15 protein-coding genes and 1 tRNA gene are annotated in these 17365 nt (G+C 63.0%); 1 reads left to right on the forward strand and 15 read right to left on the reverse strand.

Annotated features, from left to right (window positions below; genetic code table 11):
* Nucleotides 1-14 precede the first annotated feature (14 nt).
* The 3 genes from R2N16_RS04680 to rnr are packed head-to-tail and all read right to left on the reverse strand — an operon-like array spanning nt 15 to nt 4150.
* Nucleotides 15-764: an SIR2 family NAD-dependent protein deacylase gene (locus R2N16_RS04680; protein WP_316664388.1), complete on the reverse strand. Its 750-nt coding sequence runs from the start codon at nt 762-764 to the stop codon at nt 15-17.
* A complete protein-coding gene (rlmB, locus tag R2N16_RS04685; RefSeq protein WP_012761781.1) occupies nt 764-1516 on the reverse strand; it encodes a 23S rRNA (guanosine(2251)-2'-O)-methyltransferase RlmB in 753 nt (250 codons plus the stop codon). The genes R2N16_RS04680 and rlmB overlap by 1 nt, the downstream gene beginning before the upstream one ends.
* Before the next feature lie 39 nt (nt 1517-1555).
* Nucleotides 1556-4150 carry a ribonuclease R gene (gene rnr, locus R2N16_RS04690; RefSeq protein WP_316664389.1) on the reverse strand — a complete coding sequence of 865 codons (2595 nt, stop codon included), beginning with the start codon at nt 4148-4150 and terminating at the stop codon, nt 1556-1558.
* A gap of 70 nt (nt 4151-4220) precedes the next feature.
* Here rnr and R2N16_RS04695 point away from each other — a divergent pair.
* Nucleotides 4221-4305 (forward strand) — tRNA-Leu (locus R2N16_RS04695).
* 370 nt (nt 4306-4675) lie between these two features.
* On the opposite strand, the gene R2N16_RS04700 is transcribed toward R2N16_RS04695, so the two are convergent.
* The 12 genes from R2N16_RS04700 to hisS form a co-directional block, all read right to left on the reverse strand.
* On the reverse strand, nt 4676-5248 hold the full coding sequence (locus R2N16_RS04700; RefSeq protein ID WP_316664390.1) for a phosphoribosyltransferase: 573 nt from the start codon (nt 5246-5248) through the stop codon (nt 4676-4678).
* Between the two features lie 116 nt (nt 5249-5364).
* The gene (locus tag R2N16_RS04705) at nt 5365-6705 is read right to left on the reverse strand and encodes an adenylosuccinate synthase (protein WP_316664391.1); all 1341 of its coding nucleotides are present in this window, start codon (nt 6703-6705) and stop codon (nt 5365-5367) included.
* Between the two features lie 95 nt (nt 6706-6800).
* A complete protein-coding gene (locus R2N16_RS04710) occupies nt 6801-7964 on the reverse strand; it encodes an ATP phosphoribosyltransferase regulatory subunit (protein ID WP_316664392.1) in 1164 nt (387 codons plus the stop codon).
* A 57-nt stretch (nt 7965-8021) separates the two neighbouring features.
* Nucleotides 8022-8222, reverse strand: a complete 201-nt coding sequence (locus tag R2N16_RS04715; RefSeq protein ID WP_316664393.1) for a DUF2065 domain-containing protein — start codon at nt 8220-8222, stop codon at nt 8022-8024.
* Between the two features lie 76 nt (nt 8223-8298).
* A complete protein-coding gene (gene hflC, locus R2N16_RS04720; RefSeq protein ID WP_316664394.1) occupies nt 8299-9213 on the reverse strand; it encodes a protease modulator HflC in 915 nt (304 codons plus the stop codon).
* 12 nt (nt 9214-9225) lie between these two features.
* Complete coding sequence (gene hflK / locus R2N16_RS04725; protein ID WP_316664395.1) at nt 9226-10602, reverse strand: FtsH protease activity modulator HflK; 1377 nt, start codon at nt 10600-10602, stop codon at nt 9226-9228.
* A 55-nt stretch (nt 10603-10657) separates the two neighbouring features.
* Nucleotides 10658-11911, reverse strand: coding sequence for a GTPase HflX (hflX, locus tag R2N16_RS04730; protein ID WP_316664396.1), 1254 nt, complete (start codon nt 11909-11911; stop codon nt 10658-10660).
* Between the two features lie 73 nt (nt 11912-11984).
* Nucleotides 11985-12224: an RNA chaperone Hfq gene (gene hfq, locus R2N16_RS04735; RefSeq protein ID WP_004626316.1), complete on the reverse strand. Its 240-nt coding sequence runs from the start codon at nt 12222-12224 to the stop codon at nt 11985-11987.
* 300 nt (nt 12225-12524) lie between these two features.
* Nucleotides 12525-13868: a ribosome biogenesis GTPase Der gene (gene der / locus R2N16_RS04740; protein WP_316664397.1), complete on the reverse strand. Its 1344-nt coding sequence runs from the start codon at nt 13866-13868 to the stop codon at nt 12525-12527.
* A gap of 195 nt (nt 13869-14063) precedes the next feature.
* Complete coding sequence (gene bamB, locus R2N16_RS04745) at nt 14064-15242, reverse strand: outer membrane protein assembly factor BamB (protein ID WP_316664398.1); 1179 nt, start codon at nt 15240-15242, stop codon at nt 14064-14066.
* Nucleotides 15243-15290: 48 nt separating this feature from the next.
* On the reverse strand, nt 15291-15926 hold the full coding sequence (locus R2N16_RS04750) for a YfgM family protein (RefSeq protein ID WP_260802647.1): 636 nt from the start codon (nt 15924-15926) through the stop codon (nt 15291-15293).
* Between the two features lie 65 nt (nt 15927-15991).
* A complete protein-coding gene (gene hisS / locus R2N16_RS04755) occupies nt 15992-17314 on the reverse strand; it encodes a histidine--tRNA ligase (RefSeq protein WP_316664399.1) in 1323 nt (440 codons plus the stop codon).
* Nucleotides 17315-17365 lie beyond the last annotated feature (51 nt).

Raw genomic sequence — 17365 nt, forward strand, 5'->3', positions numbered from 1 at the left:
AAGAACGCCGCGCCTTAACCCAGCATGGCGGGTAGGCACACGCCCGCCGGCTGGTGGATCACCAGGTCGGCCGTTGCATCCAGCGCGCTCGGCTCCGGGTTCACCACGATCACCTTGGCGCGGTGGTCCTTTGCCAACCCCGGCAGACCGGCCGCCGGATACACCATGCCGGACGTGCCCACCACCAAGCATAGGTCACACGTGTTGGCCGCCTCTTCTGCGCGGTAGTTCGCCACTAGCGGCAGTGGCTCGCCAAACCACACCACGCCTGGACGCAGCATCGCGCCACACGTTGCACAACGCGGCGGCCTGCCCGGCTCGGCCGTGGCGATATCGCATTTACCGCAGCCACCCAACCACTTGTTGGCAAACAGGTTGCCGTGCAGCTCGATTACGCCTTCGCTGCCGGCGCGCTGATGCAAGCCGTCGACGTTCTGCGTGACGAGCGTCACTGTCTTGCGCTTGGCCAACGCAGCAATCGCCAGATGCGCAGGATTCGGCTGCGCCTGCAACACGCGCTCGCGGCGCTCCTGATACCAATCCCACACCATGCGCGGGTGCTTGCGGTACGCGGCCTCGGTGGCCATGTCTTCAGGGTTGAAGCGCGACCACAAGCCGGTCAGCGCATCACGGAACGTAGGCACACCGGATTCGGCCGAGACGCCCGCACCCGTGAGCACCATGATGTGCTGGGCGGCTTGGACCCAGGCACGGGCCTGGACCAATGCAGCCGCATCGGATGCGGCCGTGGGTTCGGTGCTCATTACTTCTTGGCGGGTGCCGCCGCGCGTTGGCGCACAGCTTCAAACAGGCACACGCCGCTGGCGACCGACACGTTCAGGCTTTCCACGCTGCCGGCCATCGGGATGCTCACCAGCGCATCGCACGTTTCACGCGTGAGGCGGCGCATGCCTTCGCCTTCTGCGCCCATCACGATGGCGATGGGGCCCTTAAAGTCTGCCTGGTAGAGATCCTGCTCGGCTTCGTCAGCCGTGCCGATCACCCACACGCCGCGCTCCTGCAACTCACGCAGCGTGCGCGCCAGGTTGGTCACGGTGATGTACGGGACGGTCTCGGCCGCGCCGCTGGCCACCTTGGCGACCGTTGTGTTGATCCCAACGCTGCGGTCCTTCGGCGCAATCACGGCGTGCGCGCCGGCGGCATCCGCCACGCGCAGGCAAGCGCCGAGGTTGTGCGGATCGGTCACACCGTCGAGCACCAGCAGCAACGGCGTACCTTCGATGCCGTCGAGCAGTTCATCAAGATTGAGCGCCAGCGACAGCGATTCCGCCTTGGCAACCACGCCCTGGTGGCGGTCGGTGCCGGCAATGCCGCGCAGACGGTCGGCGTCAGCGGGAATAAGGCGCACGCCCGCTGCTTCCGCCGCTTTCAGAAAATCCTGCATGCGGCGGTCGCGGCGGTTGGCCTCGAAGTAGATTTCGTCGATCGACTTTGCGCCGTGGCGCAGTCGGGCGGTGACGGCATGAAAGCCGATGAGGAGCTTGGATTTAGACATGGCGCGATTGTACCCGTCTGCCCTCGCTCCTCGGCCGCTTTAACGCCCCTTGGTCTTGCGCGGGGCCTTGCCGGCTGCCTTGCGCGGCGCAGTGGTCTTGGCGCCACCCTTGGGCTTCACGCCACGCGCCGCCTGCTTCTTGCGCGCCGGCTTGGCGTGCGCATGGCCCGGGGGCAGTGCGCGGTTGCCCGGCTCGAACACCGGCTGTTCTTCGATGACGCGATCGAGCGTCTCGTCAAACGACTCCTCCGGCTTGGCCGTACCGCCCAGCAATGCTGCCAACTGGCGCGGCTTCTTGCGACCAACCGCCGGCGCTGGCGACGCCCCGGCAGGCTGACGCGTGGCGGGGGCTTCGGGCGTGCCCGTCACCTTGGCCGGGCGCAGTGCCTTGGTCGAGGGCTCCTGGATCAGGCGGAAATCCATCTTCCGCGCATCCAGATCCACGCGCAGCAACTGCACGCGCACGCGGTCGGTCAGGCGATAACGGATGCCCGTGCGCTCGCCGCGCAGCTCGTTGCGCGCTTCGTCGTATTGGAAGTAATCGCTGCCCAGCTCAGTCACGTGTACCAGGCCTTCCACATACAGCTCGTCGAGCTGCACGAAGATGCCGAAAGAGGTGACCGCGCTGACGGTACCCGAGAACTCGTTGCCGAGCTTGTCGCGCATGAAGTAGCACTTGAGCCAGGCTTCGACGTCGCGCGAGGCTTCGTCGGCGCGGCGCTCGTTGGCCGAGCAGTGCACGCCCAGCTCATGCCAGATCGCCTCGGCCTTGGCCTTGTTAACGACGGCTGCAGGCACGCCTTTCTCGGCTTCCGCTTGCAGACGACGCGCCTTAGGCGACAGCGCACTGTTCAACTGCACGCCCGGTGCCAGCGCCGGCACATAGCGCGTGCGATGCAGGATCGCCTTGATGGAGCGATGCACCAGCAAGTCCGGGTAGCGGCGGATCGGGCTCGTGAAGTGCGCATACGCCGGATACGCCAGGCCAAAGTGGCCGATGTTGTCCGGACTGTAGACCGCTTGCTGCATCGAGCGCAGCAGCATGGTCTGCAGCATTGGTGCGTCTGGGCGCGCGGCCACCTTTTCCATCAGTTCGGCGTAATCGGCCGCCTGCGGCTTGTCACCGCCGCCAAGCGTCAGGCCGCTGGTTTTCAGGAAGGCCCGCAGGGCCTGCAGCTTTTCTTCGGTCGGGCCCGCATGGACGCGGTACAGCGCCGAGTGCTTGTACTTCTCCAGCATCTCGGCCGCGCAGACGTTGGCCGTCAGCATGCACTCCTCGATCAACCGGTGCGCGTCGTTGCGGGTGCGCGGCAGAATCTGCTCGATCTTGCCCTGCGCGTTGCAAACGATGTACGTCTCGGTGGTGTCGAAGTCGATCGCACCACGCTCGCGGCGTGCCTTGAGCAGCGTCTGATACAGCTCGTACAGGTCTTGCAGATGCGGCACCAGCGGCGCCCGCTTGGCAGCTTCCGGGCCCTTCACATTCGACAGGATCGCCCAGACCTCGTTGTAGGTGAGACGCGCCTTCGAGTGCATCACCGCCGGATAGAACTGATAAGCCTTGATCTCGCCCTTGGCCGTGATCACCGCATCGCAGACCATGCACAGACGATCCACCTCCGGGTTCAGTGAGCACAAGCCGTTGGAAAGCTTCTCCGGCAGCATCGGGATCACGCGGCGCGGGAAATAGACCGAAGTCGCGCGATCAATGGCGTCCGCATCCAACGGATGCCCCGGCCGCACGTAATGCGACACGTCGGCAATGGCTACGATCAGGCGCCAGCCCTTGCTGCGACCGATCTTGACGGGCTCTGCGTAGACAGCGTCATCGAAGTCGCGCGCATCTTCACCGTCGATGGTGACGAGCGACACATCGCGCAAGTCGATGCGGCCTGCCAGATCGGCATCGCGGACCACGTCGGGCAGCGCTTCCGCCTCGCGTTGCGTCGGCTCAGAAAACTCGTGCGGCACACCGTACTTGCGCACCGCGATTTCGATCTCCATGCCGGGGTCGTCAATCTCACCCAGCACTTCGACCACGCGGCCAATCGGTTGCACGTAGCGGTCCGGATATTCCAGGATCTCAACGCTCACCACTTGGCCGACCTTGGCCTTGCCCTGCCCCTTCGGCGCGATCAGGATGTCGCGGCCGAGGCGCTTATCTTCAGGCGCCACGACCAGCGTGCCGCTTTCCGAAAGCAACCGGCCGATGACGCGCTTGTTGGCCCGCTGCAGAATCTCGACGATCTGCCCTTCCGAGCGCCCGCGGCGGTCGTAGCCGACGGCGCGCACCAGAGCGCGGTCGCCGTGCATGGCCTTCTGCATCTCGCGCTCGGGCAGGAAGATATCGGGCTCGCCGTCATCACGCACGAAAAAGCCGAAGCCGTCGCGATGGCCGATCACGCGGCCCTCGATGAAATTGGGCTGGTGCGCCAGTTCGTAGTGCCCTTTGCGGTTGAGTTCGATCTGACCATCCCGCTCCATGGCGGTCAGACGCTTGATAAAGCCGTCATGCTCCTTGCGCGTGACCGACAGCGCCTTGGCAATGTCGGTGGCAGGCAGCGGAGACCCCGACGTGCGTAGCACACCGAGGATTTCCTCGCGGCTCGGGATCGGATAAGTCGGTTGATTCAATTTTTTCTTCTAGAGTGTTGACAGGATCGCTGGACCCCGTAATAATTACAGCTTAGGTACACGCACACCTGCCCAGGTGGCGGAATTGGTAGACGCACTAGTTTCAGGTACTAGCGGGTAACTCCGTGGAGGTTCGAGTCCTCTCCTGGGCACCAGAGTTTAGGAACGGCGCAACGCAAGTTGCGCCGTTTTTCTTTTCCGCGGACGGATTGTTGTTGTTCAGTAGCTGACGCGACATTCCGCGAAGGGCGACGTGCATTGTGTCTTGGCTATCGCGCCAGGGCCGAGCCAGGATCACCGGCCTCACCTGCCCCAACGCTGGGTGGGCTCGAAGCCAGTGCATCCAGACAGACACACCTCGCTTCGATCAACCGCGCAGCTCGCATTGGGCAACTTCTGCAAAGCCAATCCGTACGCGGGTTTCGGGCCAATGTTGCACCCGTGGCATCAGGTTACCGAAGTGGCACGCACGACGCAAGCCGCACACGCCACTCCATTCGCGCCTCGACGCAATCGACCAACGCCTTAAACGCCTGGCGCTTCACCGTTGCCGGCCGAGCGCGACTTGCCGCGCTTGATCCACGCCGCCAGGTTATGCGGGCGCAGCGTATCGTATTCCTCGAATGGCTGATGGATCCAGGGGTTGGTCGGCAGAAACTGAACGGCATAGTCAGGCTTGATCTTCGAGCAACCCTTATGCCAGAGCACCGCGGTACGCACGTCGGTGACGGCAGGATAGCGCTCCTTCAGGTGACGCCCAACACGCTCCAGCGTGATGCCCGAATCCACCAGATCATCCACCAGCAGCACGCGGCCCGACAGCTCGCCACGGGTCATCGTGATGTATTGCGCGATATCGAGATCGCCTTGCTGCGTGCCCGCGGCTTCGCGATAGCTGCTGGTTGCCAGGATGGCCAACGGCAGGTCGTAGATACGCGAAAGCTGATCGCCAACACGCAAGCCGCCGCGCGCCAGGCACAGAATCTTGTCAAACTTCCAGCCCGACTCGTGCACGATGAGCGCCAAGCGCGCGATCAGGCCGTGGTAGTCATCCCAAGACACCCACAGGTGCGAGTCGTCGTTGATCGGCTGGTTCATGGTGTTCCTCTTCGTATCGGAAATGCGGCGTAAGTTGCCGCTAGCATGTTCTAGGAAAAACGGCGCTCCATGCAAATTCGCCCGGCGAATCACCGGGCGAATCCGAGAGCGGAACGTCAGTCCTTGTATGGATGACGCAGCAGGATGGTCTCGTCGCGGTCAGGGCCCGTGGAGATCATGGCGATCGGAATACCCGCCACTTCTTCGACGCGCTTCAGGTAAGCCTGAGCGGTCTCGGGCAGCGCATCCCACTCCTTCAGGCCGAAGGTCGAGGTATTCCAGCCCGGGAATTCTTCGTAGATCGGCTGGCAACGCGACACAGCATCGGAGCCGCGCGGCAGAATGTCGATTTTCTTGCCGTCGAGCATGTAGCCAACGCACAGCTTGAGGGTTTCCAGGCCATCCAGCACATCGAGCTTGGTCATGCACAGGCCCGACACGCCGTTGATCTGGATCGCACGACGCAGCGCCGCGGCATCCAGCCAGCCCGTACGGCGCGGCCGGCCCGTGACGGAGCCGAATTCCTTGCCGACATTGGCCAGGCGCACGCCGATCGGGTCTTGGCGAGCGGGGTTGTCTGCGTCATACAGCTCGCTCGGGAACGGGCCGGAACCCACGCGCGTGCAATACGCCTTGGTGATGCCAAGGATGTAATGCAGTTGGCCCGGGCCGACGCCCGCACCCGCGGAGGCATTGCCCGCCACGCAGTTGCTCGACGTGACGAACGGATAGGTGCCGTGATCAATATCGAGCAGCGTGCCTTGCGCGCCCTCGAACATCAGGTTCTTGCCGGCGGCGTTGGCGGCAAACAGTTCGGCCGACACGTCCGTCACCATCGGGGCGAGGCGGTCTGCGTACGACAGCATCTCGTCCAGCGTTTGCTGGAAGTCCAGCGCCGGGTGATTCAGGTACTGCGTCAGAACAAAGTTGTGGAAGTCCAGGTTCTCGCGCAGACGCTCGGCAAAGTAAGCCGGGTCGAACAGGTCCTGCACGCGCAGCGCGCGGCGGGCCACCTTGTCTTCGTACGCGGGGCCGATACCGCGGCCAGTGGTGCCGATCTTGGCGGCGCCGCGCTTGGCTTCGCGCGCCTTGTCGATGGCCACGTGGTACGGCAGGATCAGGTTGGTCGCTTCCGAAATGCGCAGGCGGTTCTGCACCTGCACGCCGGCCGATTCCAACTCGTCGATTTCCTTGAACAGGGCCTCAGGCGACAGCACAACGCCGTTGCCGATGTAGCACGCGACGCCGTCGCGCATGATGCCCGACGGAATCAGACGCAGAATCGTCTTCTTGCCGCCGATGATGAGGGTATGGCCTGCGTTATGTCCGCCCTGGAAACGAACCACGCCTTGCGCATGATCGGTCAGCCAATCGACGATTTTCCCTTTACCTTCGTCACCCCATTGGGTGCCGATGACGACGACGTTGCGTCCTTGGCTCACTGCTGGTGCGGACATGTTGAATCTGCAGATGGGTTAAAAACGTATTCTACCCTTGTTGCCAGGGTCTTCCCTGAAATTACCGGGTATTCACACAACGTTATGCAACGGCTTCAGATGGAAGCGTTACGGGGCTTGACGATCCAGCGACCGCTCTCTTCCACGAGCTGGCGGTCGTAGGCGAACTCCTCCAGATCTTCCGGGTGGCCCGGCAGCGACTGGATGACGATTTCGCCTGCGGCGCGCAGCGCGGCAATCGCCTCGCGCAGCTTGGCATCACCAGACCACGGTGCATGGATGGCCGCGGCGCGCGCCTCCACCGGCGAGATGCCCGCAACTTCGCGCAGGTCCAGCGAAAAGCCGGTCGCCGGGCGGGCACGGCCGAAAGCCTCGCCGACCTTGTCATATCGGCCGCCACGCGCCACAGCATTCGGCACGCCGGCCACATAGGCAGTGAACATCACACCGCTGTGGTAGTGGTAGCCGCGCAGATCAGCCAAGTCGATGTTGACGGTCGCGCCGCCGGCACGCTCGGCCAGCGTAGCCAAATCGTCCAGCGCCCGGCCGATGGCGGGCAACGCTGGCAACTGCTTACGCGCACGGCTCAGCACATCGACACCGCCGTACAGTGCCGGCAGCAGATTGATGGCGTCGCGCTGCGCTGCCGGCAGATCGGCCGTGATCGCACGCAGAGCGGGCACATCCTTGGCGGCGAGCGCCGTGAAGAGGTCATCCTGAATGCGTGCGGCAACCGGCGACTGCTCCAGCAGCGCCGCCACCACGCCGACGTGGCAGAGGTCCAGGCGCACATCCGCCAGGCCAGCGGCCGACAGCGCGGCGAGCATCAACTCCTGGATCTCCAGATCGGCTTCCAGACCGGCATGGCCATAGATTTCGGCACCGATCTGCAGCGGCTCGCGCGTGACGTGGAATCCACTCGGACGCGTATGCAACACCGAACCCGCATAGCAGAGGCGCGTCACGCCGGCGCGATTGAGCAAATGGGCGTCGATACGAGCGACTTGCGGCGTGATGTCAGCGCGCAGGCCGATGGTGCGGCCCGAGAGTTGATCGACCAGCTTGAACGTCTTCAGGTCCAGATCGTGGCCGGTGCCCGAGAGCAGCGACTCGATGTACTCCAGCATCGGCGGCATGACCAGTTCGTAGCCGTAGGTGCGGAACAGGTCGAGCATGCGGCGGCGCAACTCTTCAATCTTGCGCGCCTCGGAAGGCAGCACATCAGCAATGGATTCAGGCAGCAGCCAATTGGTCGGCATGGCGGTCTCGCTCGGAGTCTTGGTACGGCAGAAATTCGTAAAAACGCAGGCAGTGCGCTAGCGATGCAGCAGCCGCAGGAGGATCAGCCCAATCGCCATCGACACCAGCCCGATCACGCGAAGCTTTTCGTCGGGCAGCTCGGTCAGCGTCTGGAAGGCTCGTCGCCAGGCCTGCGGCGCCACGAACGGCAGGATGCCCTCGAATACGAGCACCAGCGCGCACGCTGCCAGCAAAACGTTAGGGAGTGACTCTTCCATGGGACGCGGTTGGCGAACGAACAAAACCCCGGCAAGCCGGGGTCTGTCCGCCTCAAATGATCAGCGACGCATTGTACTAGCGATGGCGCCCCGTCTGGGCAGCCGGTGCTGCCGCGGAGCTACCGCCATTCGGGCTGCGCATGTATTTGAAGAAATCGCTGTTCGGCTGCAACACCATCACGTCCTTCCGATCGCGGAACGATGCGCGATAGGCCTCCATGGAGCGCCAGAATGCAGCGAACTGTGGATCACGGCCGAACGCTTCGGCGTAAATGTCGGCGGCGCGGGCGTCGCCTTCGCCCTTGATCTTCTGCGCATCGCGGTAGGCGTCGGCCAAGACGACTTCGCGCTGACGATCGGCATCGGCACGGATTTTTTCGCCCTCTGCAGCCCCCGTCGAACGCAGCTCGTTGGCCACGCGTTTGCGCTCGGCCTCCATGCGGCGATAGACCGATTCCGTCACGCTGGCCAGCAGATCCACACGCTTGAGGCGCACGTCGATGATGTCTACGCCGACCGACTTGCCATACTCCTGCACGCCCTTGAGGATGCTCTGCATCACGGCTTCACGATCCGTCGATACCACGTCGGAAACCGTGCGGCGAGCAAACTCGTCGCGTGCGATGGAGTTGATCTTCTGCGTCATGCTGTCCTGCGCGAGGCGGCTATCGCCCTTGAAGCTCACGTAGAACAGACGCGGATCAGACACCCGCCACTTCACAAACCAGTCGACCAGCAGGTTTTTCTTCTCTGCCGTGATGAAACGATCGGCGCCGGCCACATCGATGGTCTGCAGGCGCTTATCCATGAACACTACGTTCTGCAGCGGCGGGGGAAGCTTGAAATGCAGCCCCGGCTCCTTGATCACCTGCTTGATCTCACCAAAGGCGAACACCACGGCGTACTGCCGCTGGTCCACCACGAACACCACCGACGAGAACACCGCCAGGGCAATGACAAGCGCCACAAAGGCAGAAATCAGACGATTCATAGTGCCCTCCTGTTAGCGCGAATCGCGGTCACGGTTGCGCAGTGCTTCGCGCGAGCGCGAGTCCGCGTCATTGGCCGGTGACGGATTGGAGGGAGTCGGCACACCCTGCGCAGAACCACTGTCCTGCGGAGAGGCGCCAGGTGCGACGGCCGGACGCGACGTGTCGCCTTGGGTTTGCGCGATCAGCTTGTCCAGCGGCAAATACAACAGGCTGCCATTACTCTGGTCGACCATCACCTTGGTCGAGTTGGCGTAAATGTCCTGCATGGTTTCCAGATAGATGCGGTCGCGGGTGACCTGCGGCGCCTTCGCGTATTCGCGTTGCACCGAGGCAAAGCGAGCCGCATCGCCTTCCGCGCGCGCAGTGACGCGCGCCTTGTAGCCTTGCGCCTCTTCGCCCAGGCGGGCGGCCGTGCCCTTGGCGCGCGGCACCACGTCGTTGGCGTAAGCCTGACCTTCGGAAATGGCACGCTCGCGGTCCTGCCCAGCCTTGGTCACGTCATCGAACGCAGCCTGCACCTGCTCGGGCGGCTGCACGCTCTGCACGTTGACGCTAAGGATTCGGATGCCAGTCTTGTACGCCGACAAGATGCGTTGAATCGATTCGGCCAGGTTGCGCCCCACGGCATCGCGACCTTCATACAGCACCGCATCCATCTTGTTGCGGCCGACGATCTCGCGCACCGAGGTCTCAGCCGCCTGCGTCACAAGCTCTTCATCGCCGCCGCGGTCCGTCCGGTTGTAGAACAGGTAGTCGACCGGATTGGCAATGTTGTATTGAACCGAGAAGCGCACGTCGACGATGTTCTCGTCCTGCGTGAGCATCGACGAGTCTTTCAGGTTCGTGTCCTTGATCTGGGTCGTACGACCAATTTCAAGCGTGCGCACACCCGACAGGTTCACGATCTCGTGTGATTCGATCGGATACGGCAGGCGCCAGTTGATACCCGGCGTTGCCAGATACTTGAAGCGGCCGAACTGCAGGATCACGCCAGTCTGGCCTTCCTGCACGATGAAGAAACCGCTGGCCAGCCACAGGCCAACGAGCACCCCCAGCAGTACGCCGACACCCAGGCCAGAACCACCACGGCCGTTACCCGGACGCAGCGGCGTAGGGCCGTCATTACCGTTACCACTGTCCTTGCGGCCGAACAGGCTGTTCAGGCGGCGATTGAAGTCGCGCCACAACTCGTCAAGGTCGGGGGGGCCGTCCTGAGGCGGTTTGCTTTGACGCTTCGGCTCGTCTTTGTCTTCGCGCTCGGCGTTGTTGTCATCGCCGCGACCCCAGCGCGGATCGTTCAGCGAAAGCAGCACACGCAAGCGGTGCCACAAACCTCCCGCCGGACGCGGCGAGGCCATGGAAGAAGACTGGGTCGAAATCTCGGGCATGAGCGATCGGGCTTGTCCTGATTGTCTGACTGTGAAGGAGTGACGGGGCATTCTATCAGCCCTCTTCGTCACCTTTGGCGGAAGAACCGCTGCTCGGCAAGCTTTGCGACAGTTCGTCACGGTGTGCCGGTAGCGAATCCCGGCGGGTATCGAAGCGCGGATCGAAATCGCCGCCATGCGACGCGGGGTGCTCACGCAAGCGGATCGCGGTCTCAACCAGCGCCTCGCGCAGCAGATCGAGCCCGGTACCTTCGATCGCGGAAACAAACACGCGCCGCACGGCGCCGGTTTCGTCTCGCTCGATGCGCGGGCCAGCCGCACGCAGCTCTTGCGCCGCGTCGATCTTGTTCATCACCAGAATCTGCGGGATGCCGCTGGCGTTGATTTCGTCCAGCACGCGATCGACCTGTTCCATCTGCTCGTGCTTGACGGTGCTGGCGGCGTCCACGACATGCAGCAGCACGTCGGCGTGCACGGTCTCTTCCAGCGTGGCGCGGAAAGCGGCCACCAGCTGCGTCGGCAAATCGCGGATGAAGCCGACCGTATCCGACAGCACCACATTGCCCAGCCCTTCCAGGTACAACCGGCGTGAGGTCGTATCCAGTGTGGCGAACAACTGGTTGGCAGCGTAGGCGCGTGCCTTGGTCAGCGCATTGAACAACGTCGATTTGCCGGCGTTGGTATAGCCGACCAGGGAGACGGAAAACGCGTCGTTGCGGCTGCGCGAACGGCGTTGCGTGTCATGCTGGCGCTGCAGTTTGTCCAACTCGGACGATAGACGCTTGGCGCGCTCATCCAGCATCCGGCGGTCCAGTTCGAGCTGACGCTCGCCGGGGCCGCCGCGCAGGCCCACCCCGCCCTTCTGCCGCTCCAAGTGGCTCCACGCCCGCACCAGGCGTGCCGCCTGGTACCGCACGCGCGCAAGTTCCACCTGCACCTTGCCGACATGGCTTTGTGCGCGCTGGCTGAAGATATCGAGGATGAGGCCAGTCCGATCTACCACGTGGCGCCCAAAAAAGCGCTCGAGGTTACGCTGCTGAGCGGGGCTCAGCGCGTGGTTGAAGATGACGATTTCCGCGTCCTCCTCGTCTGCGGCAATCTTTACCTCTTCCGCCTTGCCCGCGCCGATGAACAGCGCTGCATCAGGCCTTGAACGCTTGCCTGTGACCGCGCGCACCGGTTCAGAACCGGCCGTCGAGGCCAGCAGCGCCAGTTCACTCAGACTTTCCTGGAAATCATGTTTGCCGAAATCGACGGCGACCAAAATGGCGCGCGTGGACTCCGAGCTGGAGGTGGGATGGGATGCCAAACGGGGAAATAGGAAGGGGAAAAACGGGATGGGTGCGTCCCGCCGCGCGGACGGCGGCGGGAGCGAGGCAGAATCAGGCGTCAGGCGCTTCGTCCACGCGGAAATTCACGGCACGGGCCGGCACCACGGTGGAGATCGCATGCTTGTACACCATCTGCGTCACGGTGTTACGCAGGAGCACGACGTATTGGTCGAACGACTCGATGTTGCCTTGCAGCTTGATACCGTTGACGAGGTAGATCGACACCGGCACATGCTCCTTACGCAGCGCATTCAGAAACGGGTCTTGTAGCAATTGCCCTTTGTTGCTCATGGCACACTCCAGATTTATAGGTTTAGTGATGGGTTATGGGGCTAGGAAGCCCGGGTTCAAGCAGGCGACGCAAAAAAAGTTCGTCAAAAGAGTCGGCCAGACGCGTCCAAATGACGCCGATGGCGCCTGGATTTGCAGACACCAAGCGCCATGTCTCGAGAATTTAGCCTTAGAAATCAGGGAAAGCAAACGGAAAACCGATGACCCCGCCATATGAAATAGCTCGGCCTTTTTGGTGATCCCCCGTTCGAATGCCCCCGCGTCACACGTTCCCGCCGTCGAGCACCGCCCGTGCGACGCTCAATCGTTCGATTGGGCGTACGGGTTTTTGTTCGTGCGAAATTCGATCCGCAGCGGTGTGCCCTTCAGTTGGAAGGCTTCTCGGAAACGCCCTTCCAGGAAGCGGCGATAGGTCTCGGGAATATTCGATAGCGCATTGCCGTGAATCACCACGATCGGCGGGTTGGAACCGCCCTGGTGCGCGTAGCGCAGCTTCGGACGCGAGACGCCTGCGCGACGCGGCTGCTGATACTCGACCGCCTCCATCAGCACGCGCGTGAGCTTGGGCGTCGGCAGCTTGACCATCGCGGCGGCATAAGCGGCGTCGACGGACTTCATCAGCGCGCCAATGCCCGTGCGCTCCTTGGCGGAGATGTAATGCACATTGGCAAACGACAGGAACTGCAGCTTGCGCTCCATATCGTGCTTGATTCGATCGCGAGCGTGCCCCGTAAGGCCATCCCACTTGTTCACGCCGATCACCAGTGCGCGGCCTGACTCGACGATGAAGCCGGCGATATGCGCGTCCTGGTCAGAAATATCTTGCTGCGCATCGAGAATCAGCACAACCACGTTGGCGTCGGCAATCGACTGCAGGGTCTTCACCACCGAGAACTTCTCGATTGCTTCGAACACCTTGCCACGCTTGCGCAAGCCGGCCGTATCGATGAGCGTGTACGGCTTGCCGTTGCGTTCGAAATCCACGTAGATGGCATCGCGCGTGGTGCCCGGCATATCGAATGCGATCACGCGCTCCTCGCCGATCAGAGCGTTCACCAGCGTCGACTTGCCGACGTTCGGACGGCCAACGATGGCGATGCGGGTGCCGTGATCGTGCCCGTCGGCTGCCTCGGCAAGCTCTGGGCGCTCGGCAAATGCCAGATCCAGCGCCTCTGCCACCAAGTCGTTGACCCCATCGCCATGGGCGGCTGAGATGGCAGCCGGGTCGCCCAAACCAAGCTCATAAAAGTCGCTGGCGACGGCGGTGTAGCGCATGCCTTCCGCCTTGTTGACGGCCAGGAGGATGCGGCGCCCGGTCTTGCGCAGGTAGTCGGCGATCACGCGATCCTGTGGCGCGAGCCCCAGACGACCATCGACGATGAAGATCACGACATCAGCTTCGACCACGGCTTGGCGCGTCTGCTTGGCCATCTCTGCAACGATGCCTTCCTTGGCAACGGGTTCGAAGCCGCCGGTATCGATGGCGATGAACGGACGGTCGCCCACGCGGCCTTCGCCGTAGTGGCGATCGCGCGTCAGGCCGGGAATATCCGCAACCAACGCGTCACGCGAGCGCGTCAGACGGTTGAAGAGGGTCGATTTGCCGACATTCGGCCGCCCTACGAGGGCAATGACTGGTTTCATGCTTGTGTGCCGCACGCGAATGGCGTCACGGCAAATTCTGGTTGTTGCAACTGCGGTTGGCATCTGCATGGCTGAATGCCTGATGACACAGATGCAAGACGCCCGCGGAGTACGCGGGCGCAAGTTCAAGACGGCGATGCCGCCCCGATGTGATGCGTGTGCCGCCGCAGACCACTCGGGCCACGGCGGCGAATGTTACTTCGGCAGATAGCCGTAGACACCGCCACCGCGGGTCTGCACGACCAGCGTCTGGCCGACCACCACCGGTGCTGCTCCAATGGCGCTGCTGTCGGTCTTCACGCGGGCAACGAACTTGCCATCATCGCGCGACAGGAAATGCAGCCAACCTTCGGAATCACCCACGATGACCGCGCGGCCAAACGCCAGCGGTGTGCCGAGGTCGCGCCACAGCAGCGCGTCGTTCTTCCAGAGGTCGGCGCCGTTTTGTGCGTTAAAGCCGTAGACCACCGACTTTTCGTCAGCGGCGAACAGCCCGTCGTCATCCTGCGTCACACCGGTCGGCGACGAGAAATCACGTCCCCAGCGCGGTGCGCCGGTGCTCATATCAAAACACGCCACGCGACCCTGGAAGCTGGCTGCACAGACTTGCGAACCGTTGATCGACGGTGCACCGGTCACGTCGTTCAGGCGCTCGATTTCCGATACACCGCGCGGATAGGACACGGCAGCTTCCCAGCGCAGCGCGCCATTGCTGGCCGACAGCGCACCCAGCTTGCCACCGGCGAAACCGAGGACGATGTTATCGCCGGCAAAAATCATCGGCAGACTGCTGCGAAGGTTCAGCGCAGACGGAGACCGCTGGTAGATCCACTTACGTTCGCCATTGCTGGGGTCCAGACCCAGGACACGGCCATCCGTCGTGCGGACGATCACGAATCCCTGACCCACCAGCGGCGCCGTCAGGACTTCACCGTTGACGGCGACCTTCCACTTCTGTGCGCCCTTTTCGTCGAACGCGATGACCGCGCCCTTCTCACCCGCCACTGCCGTCAGCGTGCCATCACTGCCGGGGCCGGAGGTCAGGTCCACATCCGCCTTGCCTTGCCAGACCGTGCGACCCGTGGCGCCATCCAGCGCGGTCACGGTCCCGCCGGCGGCCGACACGTAGACGTTGTTGCCTGCCACTGCCGGCTGCATCACGTAGCGGCCGCTCTTGCCGACGCTCACGCTCCACACCTGGCGCACGGCCAGCACTTGCTGAACCTCCTTCAGCTTGGCCGGCTCATGCTTGTTCTTGCTGCTGAACAGCGAGCAACCGCCAAGGACAGCCGTCGCCGCCAGTGCCAGCACTGCCACGCGTGCTACCTGTGCAACGCCGCGCGCGACACCACCCTGCTCAAGTGCGTGAATCATGAAATCGGAATCCTCTTGTTATGCGTTGATTTGCACGGGGTACGCCAATCAGGCGCCGCCCAGGGCATCCAGCTTGAACTGCACGATCTGGCGCGCCGAAGCGTCAGCCGGACCAAACTTTTCCAACGCCAGCTTGTAGGCAGCGCGGGCGTCTTCGTTCTTGTTCTGCGCGGCCAGCAGATCACCGCGACGATCGGCGTACAGACCCGCGAACGCCGGCGCAACGTCGCCGGAGACTAGCGCGATGCCCTGATCGTAGGCTTTCTCGTCGAGCAGAAGGCCCGCCAGGCGCAGCTTGGCGAGCGCCTTGTACTCATCGTCGCGCGCATGGTCAACGGTCCATTGCAGCTGCGCCTTGGCGCCAGCCGCATCGTTGGCTTCGTACAGCGCCTTGGCCGCAGCCAGTGCGGTCATCTGCGCGTAGGCCGTGCCGCCGAACTTGTCTTCCATGTCCGTGGCGGCGCGCTTGATCTTCTCAGCGTCCTTGCCATCCACGGCCTTCTGTACCTGCTCGTACAGCACGGACGCTTCACCCGCCTGCTTGCGCTGCCAGTTCTTCCAGCCGAACCAACCCGCCACAGCCAGCAGCACCACGATGGCGATCCACGTGATCACGTTGCCGTTATCACGCCACCAGTGCTTGAGGCTCTCTATTTGTTCCTGTTCTTCGAGATCGTAGGCCATGCTTTGCAGAGCTTGAATATTGGAAGTGAATCGCGGTCGTTCGCTGCCGAAATCAACAGCCGCGGTTAATCGTTATTGGCCACCATGGCATCGATCAGGCGGTCGACCAATTGGTCCGACGGCACGGTCTGCTGGGCGTCCGCAGTCGGATCGCCACGCAGCGGCTTGATCTGCGCAACACCTTGGGTGACTTCATCGTCGCCAATGATAACCGCATAGGATGCGCCACTTGCGTCAGCGCGCTTGAACTGCGACTTGAAACTACCGTTGCGCCCTTCCGGCGAGGCGTGGAGGATGACGTCGAGACCGGCGTCGCGCAGTCGTTCTGCTGCGACCAGCGCCTGCACCTGCGCCTCATCGCCCTGATGGACGATGTAGACGTCGCAGCCTTGCGCTTCGGGCTCGAGCTTTTCTTCACGCAACAGTTCGATGATGCGCTCCACGCCCATCGCCCAGCCGCATGCCGGGGCCGGCTTGCCGCCGATCTGCTCGATCAGCGGGTCGTAGCGGCCGCCGCCGGCCACGGTGCCTTGCGCGCCCAGCTTGTCGGTCGTCCACTCGAAGACGGTGAGATTGTAGTAATCCAGCCCGCGCACCAGACGCGGGTTGATGGTGAACGGAATGTTGTTCGCCTTGAGCAGCTTCTGCACGCCTTCAAAGTGCGCGCGCGATTCGTCGCCCAGATAGTCGATCAGTTTCGGCGCGCCGGCAGCCATTTCCTGCAGCGCTGGGTTTTTGGTGTCGAGCACGCGTAGCGGGTTGGTGTACAGGCGGCGCTTGCCATCCTCATCCAGAATGTCCTGGAAACCTTCCAGATATTTGATGAGATCGGCGCGGTGCGCAGCGCGCTCCTCCGCCTGACCAAGCGAGTTCAACTCCAGCTTCAGGCCAACCAGGCCGAGGTCGTCCCACAGGCGCTGGCACATCAGGATGACTTCGGCGTCAATGTCCGGGCCAGCAAAGCCCAGCGCTTCCACGCCCACTTGATGGAACTGGCGATAACGACCACGCTGCGGACGCTCGTGGCGGAACATCGGACCGGTGTACCACAGGCGCTTCGGGCCGTCGTACAGCAGGTTGTGCTCGATCACGGCGCGCACGGCGGCAGCGGTGCCTTCGGGGCGCATGGTCAGCTGTTCGCCGTTCAACGCATCGGTGAAGGTGTACATCTCCTTCTCGACGATGTCAGTCACCTCGCCGATGCCACGCACAAACAATTGCGTCTGTTCAACGATCGGTGTGCGGATCTGCTGGTAACCATAGGCGCGCAACATGCTGCGCACGGCATTATCAAAATGCTCCCACAGCGGGGCGTCAGTTGGCAGCAGGTCGTTCATGCCTTTGACGCCGGCGATCTTCTGCACGCGTTGTTTTTGTGTATCGCTCATGATGTCACGTTGAAAGCCGACCTCTCGCATCTACCTCCATGCGGGGCCGGC

This window comes from Ralstonia psammae (genome assembly GCF_958405935.1).
Classification (GTDB): domain Bacteria; phylum Pseudomonadota; class Gammaproteobacteria; order Burkholderiales; family Burkholderiaceae; genus Ralstonia; species Ralstonia psammae.

Coding starts and splice junctions, on each gene's coding strand:
- R2N16_RS04680 (WP_316664388.1), bottom strand. CDS start 764: ATGAGCACCGAACCCACGGCCGCATCCGATGCGGCTGCATTGGTCCAG.
- rlmB (WP_012761781.1), bottom strand. CDS start 1,516: ATGTCTAAATCCAAGCTCCTCATCGGCTTTCATGCCGTCACCGCCCGA.
- R2N16_RS04700 (WP_316664390.1), bottom strand. CDS start 5,248: ATGAACCAGCCGATCAACGACGACTCGCACCTGTGGGTGTCTTGGGAT.
- R2N16_RS04705 (WP_316664391.1), bottom strand. CDS start 6,705: ATGTCCGCACCAGCAGTGAGCCAAGGACGCAACGTCGTCGTCATCGGC.
- R2N16_RS04710 (WP_316664392.1), bottom strand. CDS start 7,964: ATGCCGACCAATTGGCTGCTGCCTGAATCCATTGCTGATGTGCTGCCT.
- R2N16_RS04715 (WP_316664393.1), bottom strand. CDS start 8,222: ATGGAAGAGTCACTCCCTAACGTTTTGCTGGCAGCGTGCGCGCTGGTG.
- hflC (WP_316664394.1), bottom strand. CDS start 9,213: ATGAATCGTCTGATTTCTGCCTTTGTGGCGCTTGTCATTGCCCTGGCG.
- hflK (WP_316664395.1), bottom strand. CDS start 10,602: ATGCCCGAGATTTCGACCCAGTCTTCTTCCATGGCCTCGCCGCGTCCG.
- hfq (WP_004626316.1), bottom strand. CDS start 12,224: ATGAGCAACAAAGGGCAATTGCTACAAGACCCGTTTCTGAATGCGCTG.
- der (WP_316664397.1), bottom strand. CDS start 13,868: ATGAAACCAGTCATTGCCCTCGTAGGGCGGCCGAATGTCGGCAAATCG.
- bamB (WP_316664398.1), bottom strand. CDS start 15,242: ATGATTCACGCACTTGAGCAGGGTGGTGTCGCGCGCGGCGTTGCACAG.
- R2N16_RS04750 (WP_260802647.1), bottom strand. CDS start 15,926: ATGGCCTACGATCTCGAAGAACAGGAACAAATAGAGAGCCTCAAGCAC.
- hisS (WP_316664399.1), bottom strand. CDS start 17,314: ATGAGCGATACACAAAAACAACGCGTGCAGAAGATCGCCGGCGTCAAA.